The sequence below is a fragment of the Nostoc sp. DedQUE12b genome (assembly GCF_034530835.1).
GTDB lineage: Bacteria > Cyanobacteriota > Cyanobacteriia > Cyanobacteriales > Nostocaceae > Nostoc.
This window is the reverse complement of the sequence record NZ_JAVRCI010000129.1, coordinates 1-13,681: the sequence shown is the minus strand read 5'-3', so window position 1 is coordinate 13,681 and position 13,681 is coordinate 1. Positions and strand designations below refer to the sequence as shown.

The window sequence follows — 13,681 nt, the reverse complement described above, 5'->3', positions numbered from 1 at the left end:
TGATTTGTGCCTAAGGAAGTACAACTAGGATTTGAGGTGTATACTCCTCCCAGACCTTGAGGCCCACTCCAAGAACTGCCATTAAACCGATTTACAAAAAGTGCTTTATTGGTTCCAAGACCCGCACAGATAGCCTGATTTGTGCCTAATGAAGCACAACTAGGATCTGAGGTGTATACTCCTCCCAGACTCTGAGGCCCACTCCAAGCTGCAAGAACTGGCTGACTTACCAGGGATAAAATTACCGATGTTGTGCCTGCTAAAATTGTAAATTTCCTTTTCATAGAATCTAATGTCTTCCTCGCTTAATACAGCTCTGTGTTTTGTTAGAAAGATTTAGACAGTGGTATTGTACGATAAAAACACGTACCTATTTTCGATTCAATTTCAGTTATAAAAGCTACAGAAATCAGTTACAAACCTTTACATTATCCAGTTTTAACTCAGAACCTTTGTGCGATAAAACTGTTATTATCAGCCGTTGCATCAACACTGATCGAATGAAACTCTACTAAAGTAAATTTTAGGTAAAAGTTTGTTCATATCAGAGTTTAAATTTGAACAAATCATCTATCAACTTAGTTTGATACTTTGTCTTGAATTGGCTGCATGATTTCAGACACCTAAGTTTGACTCGAACATCTGACACTTGACAGCGCTCACGCTTAACGATTCCCAAGTTGTACCTGGGAATGGTAAAATTATGGCTAATTATAATTTGTATTTACAAACACTTTGAATATTTGTGTTTGCATGTTCAAATAAGAATGATTTAATAGAATTCGTGCAAAAGTGTAAATCTGCATCATTTTTTTTTGCAGATTATGAACTTTGCTATTAACACTTGCCGAATCTCTCATAACTAGATGGTTATCCAACGATGAACAACGCGATCGCTCGGACAACAGCATTATTATCAACTTGCGCTTTGCTACTAACAGGTTGTGGTGGTGGCACTACCACAGTGACAAATTCTCCCACTAATACTCCAAATACTACCCCAAATAACACTACAACCAATACCCCAGCGACAACGGGTACATCATCAGGTGGTATTCCCATTGGTATTGGTGTTGCCCAAACTAGCAATGTGGCATTACTGGGTCAAGAACAAGTCGCTGGAGCCAAACTTGCCCAAAAGTATTTCAATAGTAAAAATGGTGTTAATGGCACACCAATTAAATTAGTTTTTCAAGATACTAGCGGTGATGAAGCAGGAGCAATTAACGCTTTTCAAACTCTAATTAATAGAGATAAAGTTGTTGGAATTGTCGGGCCAACTTTGTCACAGCAAGCCTTTAGTGCCGATCCTATTGGCGAACGAGCAAAAGTACCAATTATTGGGCCATCAAATACTGCTAAAAATATTCCCGAAATTGGTGATTACGTTGCTCGTGTTTCTGCACCAGTTTCCGTCGTTGCGCCTAATTCGGTGAAAGCGGCACTTAAGCAAAACCCACAACTGAAAAAAGTTGCAGTTTTCTATGCCCAAAATGATGCATTTAGCAAGTCAGAAACGGAAATTTTTCAGCAAACAGTTAAGGATCAAGGGCTAGAATTGGTAACAGTCCAAAAATTCCAAACTAGTGATACAGATTTTCAAAGTCAAGCGACCAATGCAATTAATCTCAAACCAGATTTGGTAATTATTTCTGGCTTGGCTGCTGATGGTGGTAATTTAGTTAGGCAATTGCGGGAACTGGGTTATAAAGGCTTAATTGTCGGTGGAAATGGTCTAAATACATCAAATTTGTTGCCAGTTTGTAAAGCACTTTGTGATGGGGTATTGATAGCTCAAGCCTACAGTCCAGAACATCCAGGTGAAATTAATGCGGCATTTCGTAAAGCCTATATTGAAGAATATAAAAAAGAACCACCCCAATTTAGCGCCCAAGCTTTTGCAGCAGTCCAGGTTTATGTTGAAGCACTCCAATCTTTAGATAAAAAGAGCAAAATCAACAAACTACAGCTACCAGAATTACGGACGCAGCTAAACAAACAAATACTTGAAGGAACATACAATACACCATTAGGTGAAATTGGTTTTACTCCCACAGGTGAAGTTGTGCAAAAAGATTTCTATGTTGCCCAAATCAAGATGGAAAAAGATGGAAGTCAAGGTAAATTCACATTTCTAAAATAGTTGCTACATGAATATCAATATCTTTTTGCAGCAATTATTAAATGGGTTATCTATTGGCAGTGTTTATGCAATTTTTGCCTTGGGATATACCTTGGTTTATTCTATTTTGGGCATTATTAATTTAGCTCATGGCGCGATTTTTACCTTGGGTGCATATTTCACTTATGCACTTATGGGTGGGAACTTTGGATTTAATGGCTTGCTGGCTAATGCAGCCTTGCCGATAAAATTACCATTTGCTATATCCTTAATTTTAGGAAGCACCTTAGCGGGATTGGTAGGGGTAGTGATGGAACGCGTTGCTTTTCAACCTTTGCGCCGTCAAGGCTCCGATCCTTTGCTAACTGTTGTTTCCAGTTTGGGAGTAGCAGTGGTAATTGTGAATTTAATCCAGTATTTAATAGGCGCGGAAAGTTACACATACCCCGCAAATACTTACGGTAATTTGCCACCTGCGATTAACTTTGGTAGCCCAGAAAACCCAATTCCGATTCGCAGTGTTCAAGTGGTAATTTTTACTGTATCAGTAGTGATTGTGGCAATTCTTACCTATTTTATCAATCGAACTAAATATGGTAAGGCAATGCAAGCGATCGCAGAAGATCCAACCACAGCTAGTTTGTTAGGAATTAATAGCGATCGCTTTATCATCTTAACCTTCTTCATCAGCAGCTTTTTAGCAGGATTAGCAGGAACTTTAGTTGCCTCTAGTGTTAGTATTGCAGGGCCATATTTCGGCATTGCTTTTGGTTTGCGGGGTTTAGCGGTAATTGTCTTAGGTGGTTTAGGTAGTATTCCTGGTGCAGTTTTGGGAGGTTTATTAATTGGATTAGTAGAGGCGTTTGTTCCTGCTGATTATTCTGGATATAAAGACGCAGTAGCATTTGCAATTTTGTTTATCATGCTATTAGTTAGACCCCAAGGTTTGTTAGGGCGGCGGTTTATTCAGAAAGTTTAAAGAGAGTAGCGCTATGAAAACATACACCAAACAAAAATTAACTTTTGACCAATTTTTAGAACAGTGTCCAGAAGAAGGTTTATATGAACTTGTAGATGGAGAAATTGTAGAAGTGCGTGCAACCAGAAATCATGATGTCGCTAATTTTCTATTGTTTGGTTTCAATGATGAAATTAGGCAACTAAATCTGAATTATGTAGTTAATAACACAGCAGTCTTTAAAACTATAACTGCTAATGGCATAGAGCAAGGGCGCAAGCCTGATGTAAGTGTCATAGATAAAGATAAATGGCGCTCAAATCGTTCTGCTTATGCTGCACTTGAAGAACCCATCCAGTTAGCTGTAGAGGTGACATCAACTAATTGGGAAGATGACTATATTGATAAATTAGATGAATATCAACGTTTAGGTATTACAGAATATTGGATTGTAGATTATTTGGCAATTGGGCTAAGAGAATATCTAGGAAATCCAAAAGTTCCGGCTGTGTTTGTTTTTCTATTAGATGCTGAGGGTAAATACCAATGCACACATTTTAGAGATTCAGAACGAATAGTGTCACGAACTTTTCCTGAACTGACGCTGACAGCAGAGCAAATATTAACAGCTTAATAGTTAATAAAAGCGATAGTTTGATTAAAATTAATCAAAATATATTCAATAAAATGGCTGATTTTTTCGCTACTTACGCTTCTTTAATTGTCTCTATGGTATTGGGGGCGTTACTAGGGTTATCACTTTACTTACCGCTAATGACAGGACAATTGTCTTTAGCTAGTCCAGGATTTTATGCTTTAGGTGGATATATTGCAGCAATTTTATCCACAAAAATTTTTACATCTGACAGTAGTTTATTCCCAATTCCATTCTTGTTATTGGAGATGTTAATTGCGGGTGTAATTTCTGGTTTATTGGGTATATTAGTGGGAATTCCAGCATTACGGTTGCGAGGAATTTATTTAGCGATCGCAACTATCGCTTTTGTGGAAGTTCTGCGCGTCATCTCTCTCAATCTAGACATTACAGGCGGTGCTGTCGGAATTTTTGGCATTCCTCAACCTTTCCAAACACAACTCGAATATTTATGGATTGCTCTGCCATTACTATTAATTAGTATGGTACTACTTTATCGTTTAGAACGTATCCGCGTCGGAAGGGCTTTTATCGCGATCCGCGAAGATGAATTAGCTGCGGGTGCAATGGGAATCGATCCGACTTATTACAAAGTTTTGGCGTTTACATTGGGGGCTATGCTTGCAGGGGTTGTAGGTGCAATTAGCGCTCACTTCCTCAATACCTGGAATGCTCGTCAAGGTACTTTTGATGCCAGCATTATATATTTAACTTTTGTTTTAATTGGTGGTTCAAGAACTTTTTTAGGCCCAGTAATTGGAGGTATGGTATTTACAGCCTTACCAGAGATTCTGCGAAGCCTAGCTGATACTGGTGGTTTACCTAATTGGTTAGCACAGTTTTTGCGAGATGGTAGATTAATTATTTTTGGCTTTTTAATAGTAATAGGTACAATCTTTTTCCCACAAGGGCTAATTACTCCAGATGTTTTTCAAATAAAAAAACGAACCGCTAGGGGCGCAAAAGAATAAGATTTTTAGAGAGTGATTGCGTAAGTTTTATATTTATAATAGTATGCAAAAATGTCACATAGCATTTCAGTAAATAATAACAGTATAGTCTTAGAAGCAAGAGCATTAACTCGCCGCTTTGGTGGTTTAGTGGCGGTAAATAATGTATCTTTTAGTGTAAATAAACATGAGATTTTTGGACTCATTGGCCCTAATGGTGCTGGCAAAACAACACTGTTTAATTTGATTACTGCCTTTATTCCACCTTCTGGCGGCCAATTAATTTATCAAGGTGCAGAAGTTTCTCAACTGCGTCCCCATCAAATTGCGGCTTTAGGTATCGCCCGTACCTTCCAAAATATCCGGTTGTTTGGGGAATTATCGGCATTAGAAAATGTGATAATCGCCCGACACTTACACACTAAAAGTAATATGATTACAGGAGTTTTGGGATTACCACCAGCGCCTCGCGAAGAATTAAAAACTAAGCAAAAAGCTTTAGATTTATTAGATTTGGTGGGATTAAGCGATCGCGCTGACGAAAAAGCCAAAAACTTTGCTTACGGCGATCAGCGGCGACTAGAAATTGCCCGTGCTTTAGCATTACAACCACAAATTTTACTTCTCGATGAACCGGCGGCGGGGATGAACCCTAACGAAAAGCAGCAATTGAGTGAATTTATTCGCAGCCTGCGCGATCGCTTCAATTTGACGATCGTCCTTATAGAACACCATGTACCATTAGTTATGGGTTTGTGCGATCGCATTGCTGTATTAGATTTTGGTCAATTAATTGCTTTGGGTGAACCATCTGTAGTCAGAAATAACCCGGCTGTAATTGAAGCTTATTTAGGAAATGAATGAATTTATCTAGACAAAATTACTACAAATTCGTCTAAAGAACTCACAGCGATCGCGCTATCCATTAAGCTTTCCAATTTTTCCACACTTTCGCCCTCAAGCCTTGCTTCCACTTCATGAGGAATTTCGCCAAAGCGTCGTCGTAATACTCGTACTAACTGCCGTTGTACACCCTGCTGAAGACCTAGCTGAATACCTCTTTGCTCAATTTCCTGATACCAAGGCGATTCTCGCAATACTGCCATATCCCACCTCATGATTTGTTGCACTAAAGGCGTGTCTAAAACAAAGCTAGCAAAAAATGCCAGCAATGATTCTAATTGGTTCAACTGTTCATCGGCTCGTAGCGCCTGTAATGCGCGTTGCACAACTGATACCTCTCCCCCTCCTCGCAGGATTGGCACAAAGGGTAACAACGATGGTAGTGATTGCTCAAATACTATTTCAGCATCGATTTCCCACAGATTAATTAGGCGATAATCTTGGATAGCACGTAATCCCAAAAATTCCTGCTCGTAACTATTGACAATAGTTAAGGTGGATGGAGGCGGTAAAATGTTGATCAGTACTGGGTAAGTTGGCAATCGGTAGCGTTCTTGGGCCAAGGCAGCATAGCCTCTCATCCGTAGAGGCATCTGTGCCGTGTAACGCAACTGTAGTTCATTTAATACTAGAAAATCTCCGTGAGTAGCACTGTATGCTTTCACCAACACATCTGTTTCCCGGCTAATCCAATGAAACTCAGAGCCGAGAATTTCTTTCGCCACGACTTCAGGACGCTGTGTCACCCATTTTACCCATGCATCGGGAGCTAAATTAATTAGTCGCTTGCTACCAATATCTGCTACTTTTGCCACTGGACGCTTGATATATTTATCAGTAATTAATGGTACATCATAAAGATTGCGGTATTATGGCGTTGGTTTGAAGTTGAAGCAACGTCTATGCACTGTTTTAAGAAATGTATGATTGATGTATCTTAGATTTTGAATCAACATTTCTGGATGTAAACCGCCCATGAAAGCCGATAGTAAGCCAAACTATACAATTTTAGAAGTTCAAGAACTTGATGTTAATTATGGCGGCATCCAAGCTTTAAAAAAGATTAATTTAATTATTCAAAAAGGTGAGGTAGTTACTCTAATTGGTGCTAATGGTGCTGGAAAAACGACTACACTCCGTGCCATATCTAAAGTAGTTAATCCTAATAGTGGTGTAATTATCTATAATGGACATAATATTACCCGCCGCCAAACTCACGAAGTTGTACAACTTGGTATCGCCCATTGCCCTGAAGGACGCAGAGTATTAGCGCGACAAACTGTATTTGATAATTTACTTTTGGGTGCTTATATTCGCTCCAATCAAGCCGAGATAAAAGCAGATATTCAGCGCCAATTTGAGCTATTTCCCCGCTTGTCACAAAGACGCAATCAACTAGCAGGAACTCTCAGCGGTGGCGAACAACAAATGTTAGCGATCGCACGTGCTGTCATGAGTAAACCACAACTATTGCTTTTAGACGAGCCTAGCTTAGGTTTAGCACCTGCGATCGTCCGGGAAATCTTCTCTATTATTGAAAATCTCCGGGCTACAGGCGTGACTATTCTGTTGGTTGAACAAAACGCGAATCTGGCACTACAAATTGCCGATCGCGGTTATGTTCTAGAAGCTGGTTCTATTACCTTAACAGGTGCAGCATCAGAATTAATTAGTGATGAGCGAGTTAAAAAAGCTTATTTAGGATAATTCATTAAATGAAAACTTGGGAGATACAAGCAGATGGTTAAATCACCAACTAAACCCCTAACTTTAGAAGATTTTTTAAAACTACCAGAAACAAAGCCTAGCTCAGAATACATCAACGGTCAAATTATTCAAAAGCCAATGCCTCAAGGAAAACATAGCAAATTACAGGGGAAGTTAGTCACAGGTATAAATGAAGTAGTTGAGAGTCGAAAAATTGCCCTTGCTTTCCCAGAACTGCGGTGTACTTTTGGCGGACGTTCAATTGTACCTGATGTAGCTGTGTTTGCTTGGGAACGGATTCCCATAGATGAACGTGGAGATGTAGCTAATGTCTTCAAGACGTATCCAGACTGGACAATTGAGATTCTGTCGCCAGATCAAAGCCAGACTAAAGTAACCGGAAATATTCTACATTGTTTAAAACATGGTAGTCGTTTAGGTTGGTTAATTGATCCAGGCGATCGCTCTGTTTTAGTCTATCCACCAAAGCAGCAACCAGAACTTTTACAAGAAGAACAAGAAATATTACCAGTTCCCGATTTAGTCAGCAATTTTCAATTAAGCGTAGGGCAATTATTTGGATGGTTAAAGTTATAGCTTTTCCTATACATCATAGCCCCCTCCTCGCTTGCGGGGAGGGGGTTGGGGGTGGGGTTTTTTACCTACTCAACTGAGAACTGCTATATAAACAATTGTATAAATTCCTATCTAGCTTTGGGAATACTAAAGGTAGTAATTTACTCAACTTAAAGCAAGATAATGGATTGCGTGAATTTAATAAAAGCGGGTAATAGTTGGAAATTTGCGACTGAAGCTGATTTAGAAGATTTTGTCTGGGCGAATTTAAAGGAACTTTTCGGGCTAATTCCGCTAAAGCGACAATATTATATTAAAGGTCAAATTTGCGACATCTTAGCCTTGAATGAGAAGAGACAGTTAGTAGTGCTGGAATTGAAAAACGGTGAAGACAGATATATTGTTCAGCAACTAACTCGGTATTATGAAGCTTTACTTGAGAATAAACCCTTCCAAGAAGAGGTAGACTATGGACAATCTATTAGCTTGATAGCAATTAAGCCTAATTTTCATCGAGATAATTTTACAGATAGAAAGTACAGTCATCTATCTATTCAATTTCTCCACTTTCAAATAATGGTGGTAAATCAAAACTTTTATTTAGAGCTAAAAGACTTAGATAATGGCAAGTTGTCAAAATTAGAAATTCATCATGAGGAAAGAGAGGTTAATGAAGATATACCTGCTCCTCCTAGAGCAATTATTAACCGTCTATCTAAATGTAACAATTCTATCGAAAATGAGCGAGAGGCTGTACTCAGAATTCGTAAAAAAATTCTTGGCTTTGACAAACGCATCGAAGAAATTGTTAAACCTAATTCTATTGAATATGGTAAAGGAAAAAGTAAGCTCTGTGCTGAGTTTTACTTTGGTAACACTATTTATGGTTTTCAAGGTAGACCTAACCTATTTCTAAGATTACCTGAACCAGCACCATATTTGAAACAAAATACTCTAAGAATGCATATTTTTCCTGATAAAGATTGGACTAGCTTTTATAGAATAATTCACTACCCTAGAGCCTTTATAAGTAATAAAATTAGATCCTGTAGCATGTATGAATATCCAGCATTTATAGAAACAATAAAAAGATGTGCAGGGGGTGAATTACGAGATGAGCGCTCACGCATCTGTTATGAAAAATATGAAAAACTTATTCTGAGTGGAACTAACTCTCTAGAGATTTTAGTCGATATTGCTTTAGAGACTTGGCTAAAAAGGCTTTAAAAAAAGCTACATTGACAACACTTATAACTTTTCCTAATAATTAGTATTATTAAATATTATTACGATTTTTGTCATATATTAATATTTGCAGCCCTCCTTGCAGATATCTATATATTTGTTTAGCGGGGAATTATATTCACCGGAATAATTAAACCCATGAGTCAAATAGTCTGGATCGCAAGACACGCTAACCGCCTCGATTTCGTAAACCCCGATTGGTTTCTCACCGCCGAACGACGCTACGATCCACCCTTGTCTGATGATGGTATGGTGCAGGCACAGCAGTTAGCTAAACGATTGAAAAAAGAAAATATTGGTCATATTTTCGCTTCTCCTTTCCTGCGAACTGTACAAACGGCAAATGCAGTTGCAGAAATGCTCGACTTGCCGATTAAACTCGAAACAGGTTTGAGTGAATGGCTAAATCCAGTTTGGATGACAGAAGAACCCGAAAGGCTCTCAACTCCAGCATTAGCAGAGTTATTCCCCAGAATTGACCGCAGCTACACCTCGCGCATCGCTGCCAAATATCCTGAAACTCACGAAAAAGTGCGAGAACGTTCTGGACAAACTGCTAGATGTTTAGCTACTGAGTTCTTCCCAGAGGATATCCTGCTAGTGGCACATGGTGCATCTGTGTTGGGTGGAGCAATGGGACTAGTGGGGGAAATTGCCAAAACAGAAGTTAAAGCTTCTTTATGTTCTTTGGTAAAAGTGGTACGCCAGGAACCAGAATGGTTATTGGAACTAACGGGAGACACTTCCCATTTAACCCACATAGAAGAAGTTATTCGATTTGCTTAAACTCTGATAGAGATTTGCGTTCATGCCTTCTGCTACGTTGGGTATATCCTACAAAAAAAGTAATTAATTCGCGAATAAATTCTATGACTTTATTACTAGCAGGAGACATTGGTGGGACGAAAACTATTCTGCAATTGGTTGAAAAATCAGATTCACCAGCTTTACATACTATTTATCAGGAAAGTTACCACAGTGCTGATTTTCCCGATTTAGTACCCATAGTACAGCAGTTTTTGCTCAAAGCTAATACACCAATACCAGAAAAGGCTTGTTTTGCGATCGCAGGCCCCATTGTCAAAAATACTGCCAAACTGACCAATTTAGCCTGGTTCCTAGATACCGAACGTTTAGAAGCAGAATTGGGTATCCCGCATATTTCTTTGATTAACGACTTCGCCGCCGTTGGCTATGGAATTTCAGGTTTACAAAAAGAAGACTTGCTGACGTTGCAAGTTGGCAAACCTCAACCCGAAACCCCCATTGGAATTATTGGTGCTGGTACTGGCTTAGGGCAAGGATTTTTAATTAAGCAGGGAAACCACTATCAAGTTTTTCCCTCAGAAGGTGGACACGCTGACTTTGCCCCTCGAAACGAGATCGAGTTTCAACTGTTGAGATACCTGTTGGGTAAACATGATATCCAGCGCGTTTCTGTAGAACGCGTGGTTTCTGGAATGGGAATTGTGGCAATTTACCAATTTCTGCGCGATCGCAAAATTGCCGCCGAATCACCAGATATCGCCCAAATCGTTAGAACTTGGGAACAAGAAGCTGGACAAGAAGAAAAAAGTGTCGATGCTGGTGCTGTCATTGGTACAGCTGCACTAGAAAAACGCGATCGCCTCAGTGAACAAACTTTGCAATTATTTGTAGAAGCTTATGGTGCAGAAGCCGGCAATCTCGCCCTGAAACTCCTACCTTACGGTGGCTTATACATCGCTGGTGGAATTGCGCCCAAAATCCTGCCCTTAATCCAAAATAACGGTTTCTTATTAAATTTCACCCAAAAAGGTAGAATGCGCCGCCTCCTCGAAGAGATCCCGGTGTATATTATCCTCAACTCACAAGTCGGCCTAATTGGTGCTGCTTTATGTGCTGCTAGGTTATAACAGCTGGCATCATCAGTGAGATCAGCATCTCAAAGGGCAAAAAATATGACAGTTAAAAGTCTGTTACCACTAATAGCCGCCACCATTGTCTGTGGTGGCTCTGTTCTTGTGGAAGCGCGTCAACCCAAATCTCCGGTAGCTGTTGTCAAACCAAAGGTTTCTCAACCCGTGCAGCCACAATGGAAGTTATATACTGCTCCAGATGGACGTTTTACAATTTTGATGCCGGGAAGCCCCAATAGAAATACCGAATCCCAAAAAACTTATATGGGGGAAATTAACCTAGAAATATTTGTCGCTCAACCACCAAAACAGCAAGTAGCATACATAGTTGCTTACAATGATTTTCCTTATAGTTACGGTCAAATGGCTGATCCTCAAGCTGTACTTAATAATGCACGGGATATGGCTTTAAAGACTACGAAAAGCAATTTAATTAGTCAACGAAACATTCGTAGTTCCAATAATCATCCCGGCAAAGAAATTCAGTATATCAATTCTGGAGGGAAAATCACTATAAGTAGAATGTATGTTGCCGAAGGAAGACTATATCAAGTAATGGCAATAACTACAAAAAAACAGCAAAAGACACTAGCTAAAACCATTACTGGATATTTAAATTCTTTCAATGTAGTTTTGAAAAAGTGAGTTAACAATTCAAAATTCAAAATTAAAGACATTTTAGACGGGCATTTAAACCCCAACTGAAACTGATCGGAGGCGGAGTGGCTTCGACTCCGCGCTACATATAGATGTAGAAGTCTTAAACCCTTGAATTTACGATAAATAAAACTTTTACTATATTAGCTTTGTAATCAATTGCAGAGTTAATATAGCATTTCCGGCATTGCATATTTGCGGGATGATTTTGTTAGTTTTGTGAGATGGGCATCTTGCCCGTCCCTTGTATTTCAGGGCGGGCGAGACGCCCACCCTACAAGAATCATCCCTTGATTCAGCAACAATGATGCAATAGTTCGAGCATTTTACCTGGGCTTGAGTCGGACTCCTCACTTCGCTCTAGCCAGCAACTTCGACCAAGGGATGTTTCTGGATGCCGCATTAGATGAGCTGCTGCTGGAGTGTGCAATTATAGTCGTAGTCACACAGATTAGGACAGTGTTGATTGCTCAAAGTCTTGAAAAAACTGGATTTTTACTCAGCACTCAGCACTTAGCTATAATTGACGGGAGCCAGGATTTCGCCCAATACGGTTCGGATAAGCATTTTTCACTTTCCTTGTGGTCTGGGGAATGGGTTTGCGGGTAAAGGGTAAAGGATGTATTCAAAACCTTTCCCCTTTCCCCTTTCCCCTTTAACCGAACCGTATTGGGATTTCGCCCATATCCACGCCTGTGGAGATGCTCTCTCGACTATTGTGGGCATTGTTCTGGATGTTGGACTTTATAAATCTCTGCAACAACTCTCTGACCAATTTCCCAATTCTCGTCAAAGTCAAGAACGGTTTAATGTGTGGTGGCAGACGAACTATTCAACCTGGGCTGAACAGTTAAACAAGACAATCGTTAATTATCGCAACATTAATCACCAGTGGGAATTTAGCCTTGAACAACAGCAAGTGTTACAACATTACTATGATGCTAATCAGTTACTACTCGATTGCTTACATAGCAATCGAGTAGTAACCCCTGTTATCAAACAAGAAATTGAAGCCACCTTATTTTACCTTAGAAGGAACTTAAGGACAGGGAATGAGAATAGTTTTGTTGATTAATTCTTTACAGGTATTTTCAGTTAATTGAACCACAGATTTTTGGAGGGAACATACCGTACCCTTTTTTGAAAAGTTTTTCTACGTTTTGTGTCGTAGTTAATCAATTCATTTAGGAAATAAAACAATACCTGCTCATAATACAAGAATAGAACCTAGTAATTTTAACCATTAAGTGGTTCTCTGCTACCTTTTATTTGACCTATCTGCTTGTCTCATCACCTTAAGACTACGGATTTTTCAGATCGCTTTGCCTTTCAAGTCTTAATCGCAGGTCTTATTATGAATTTAATCAATGACTTTTGCTTGGCAGTTGGGATACTCAAAGGTGTACAAGTACTCGTTGTAGACAACGATCGCGATAGTAGAGATTTGTATGCTTTTTTACTGGAAGACCTGAGCGCAAATGTGATTACCGCTGGTTCCATAAAAGAAGCTTTAGAAACCCTGAGTTGGTTCACACCCAACATTATTGTCTGTGAAATTAGGTTTTTAGGTGAAAGTATTTATACATTGCTAAACACATTGGATGCTATGGAAGTAAACAATGGTAAGCATATCCCAATCATTGTGACTTCAACATCTATCACAGGTACTTGTGACCAAATTCCAGATGTAGAGTTTGAAGAATATTTACTTAAGCCATTCGACCTTGACGAATTTGTTTCTATGATTGTGAATCAAGTGCAGGAAAATGTGGCGGAAAATTTTTGCACCGGGCTGCTAGTTGCAAACTAGTAAGTAAGTTTAAGTATCTGCGTTGTTTAACCGCCCTGAAATAAATTTCTAGACTGCATAGCTAAAACCCTAGTTCAGGGTACAACTGTAGGTTAGACACAGCCTACAATATAAGCACATGGGTTTGAGCGAATGATAAGCTGTGCTGGATGAATCCACCTCAGAACTCCGTTCATCCACCTTTGAACTGGATGAATCCA

General features: G+C 39.4%; 16 protein-coding genes. 14 read left to right on the top strand and 2 right to left on the bottom strand.

What is annotated here, in order from left to right; translation table 11 throughout:
* The coding region (locus tag RMY16_RS31865; RefSeq protein ID WP_322739722.1) for a hypothetical protein at positions 1 to 284 on the bottom strand (284 nt) is incomplete at its 3' end.
* A 596-nt stretch (positions 285 to 880) separates the two neighbouring features.
* Between RMY16_RS31865 and RMY16_RS31860 the strand changes: the two genes are divergently transcribed.
* The 5 genes from RMY16_RS31860 to RMY16_RS31840 are packed head-to-tail and all read left to right on the top strand — an operon-like array spanning position 881 to position 5,549.
* A complete protein-coding gene (locus tag RMY16_RS31860; protein ID WP_322739721.1) occupies positions 881 to 2,143 on the top strand; it encodes an ABC transporter substrate-binding protein in 1,263 nt (420 codons plus the stop codon).
* Between the two features lie 7 nt (positions 2,144 to 2,150).
* Positions 2,151 to 3,101 carry a branched-chain amino acid ABC transporter permease gene (locus RMY16_RS31855; protein WP_322659829.1) on the top strand — a complete coding sequence of 317 codons (951 nt, stop codon included), beginning with the start codon at positions 2,151 to 2,153 and terminating at the stop codon, positions 3,099 to 3,101.
* Between the two features lie 13 nt (positions 3,102 to 3,114).
* Entirely contained in the window at positions 3,115 to 3,714 is a 600-nt protein-coding gene (locus tag RMY16_RS31850) for a Uma2 family endonuclease (RefSeq protein ID WP_322739720.1), read from the top strand.
* 53 nt (positions 3,715 to 3,767) lie between these two features.
* The gene (locus RMY16_RS31845; RefSeq protein WP_322739719.1) at positions 3,768 to 4,706 is read left to right on the top strand and encodes a branched-chain amino acid ABC transporter permease; all 939 of its coding nucleotides are present in this window, start codon (positions 3,768 to 3,770) and stop codon (positions 4,704 to 4,706) included.
* Positions 4,707 to 4,757: 51 nt separating this feature from the next.
* On the top strand, positions 4,758 to 5,549 hold the full coding sequence (locus RMY16_RS31840) for an ABC transporter ATP-binding protein (protein WP_322659823.1): 792 nt from the start codon (positions 4,758 to 4,760) through the stop codon (positions 5,547 to 5,549).
* Between the two features lie 2 nt (positions 5,550 to 5,551).
* On the opposite strand, the gene RMY16_RS31835 is transcribed toward RMY16_RS31840, so the two are convergent.
* Positions 5,552 to 6,403 (bottom strand): DUF4351 domain-containing protein, encoded by an 852-nt coding sequence (locus RMY16_RS31835; protein WP_322739718.1) that lies wholly within the window; start codon positions 6,401 to 6,403, stop codon positions 5,552 to 5,554.
* 160 nt (positions 6,404 to 6,563) lie between these two features.
* On the opposite strand from RMY16_RS31835, the gene RMY16_RS31830 reads away from it, so the two are divergent.
* The 9 genes from RMY16_RS31830 (at position 6,564) to RMY16_RS31790 (ending at position 13,481) form a co-directional block, all read left to right on the top strand.
* Positions 6,564 to 7,295 carry an ABC transporter ATP-binding protein gene (locus RMY16_RS31830; protein WP_322739717.1) on the top strand — a complete coding sequence of 244 codons (732 nt, stop codon included), beginning with the start codon at positions 6,564 to 6,566 and terminating at the stop codon, positions 7,293 to 7,295.
* A 33-nt stretch (positions 7,296 to 7,328) separates the two neighbouring features.
* The gene (locus tag RMY16_RS31825; protein ID WP_322739716.1) at positions 7,329 to 7,892 is read left to right on the top strand and encodes a Uma2 family endonuclease; all 564 of its coding nucleotides are present in this window, start codon (positions 7,329 to 7,331) and stop codon (positions 7,890 to 7,892) included.
* A 171-nt stretch (positions 7,893 to 8,063) separates the two neighbouring features.
* Entirely contained in the window at positions 8,064 to 9,098 is a 1,035-nt protein-coding gene (locus RMY16_RS31820; RefSeq protein WP_322739715.1) for an endonuclease NucS domain-containing protein, read from the top strand.
* Positions 9,099 to 9,254: 156 nt separating this feature from the next.
* Complete coding sequence (locus tag RMY16_RS31815; RefSeq protein WP_322659813.1) at positions 9,255 to 9,902, top strand: histidine phosphatase family protein; 648 nt, start codon at positions 9,255 to 9,257, stop codon at positions 9,900 to 9,902.
* An 83-nt stretch (positions 9,903 to 9,985) separates the two neighbouring features.
* Positions 9,986 to 11,011: a glucokinase gene (locus tag RMY16_RS31810; RefSeq protein ID WP_322739714.1), complete on the top strand. Its 1,026-nt coding sequence runs from the start codon at positions 9,986 to 9,988 to the stop codon at positions 11,009 to 11,011.
* A gap of 45 nt (positions 11,012 to 11,056) precedes the next feature.
* Positions 11,057 to 11,659, top strand: a complete 603-nt coding sequence (locus RMY16_RS31805) for a hypothetical protein (protein WP_322659809.1) — start codon at positions 11,057 to 11,059, stop codon at positions 11,657 to 11,659.
* Positions 11,660 to 12,007: 348 nt separating this feature from the next.
* Complete coding sequence (locus RMY16_RS31800) at positions 12,008 to 12,280, top strand: hypothetical protein (protein ID WP_322739713.1); 273 nt, start codon at positions 12,008 to 12,010, stop codon at positions 12,278 to 12,280.
* A gap of 10 nt (positions 12,281 to 12,290) precedes the next feature.
* Positions 12,291 to 12,746 (top strand): NACHT C-terminal helical domain 2-containing protein, encoded by a 456-nt coding sequence (locus RMY16_RS31795; protein WP_322739712.1) that lies wholly within the window; start codon positions 12,291 to 12,293, stop codon positions 12,744 to 12,746.
* 279 nt (positions 12,747 to 13,025) lie between these two features.
* Positions 13,026 to 13,481 (top strand): response regulator, encoded by a 456-nt coding sequence (locus RMY16_RS31790; protein ID WP_322739711.1) that lies wholly within the window; start codon positions 13,026 to 13,028, stop codon positions 13,479 to 13,481.
* Positions 13,482 to 13,681: the final 200 nt, after the last annotated feature.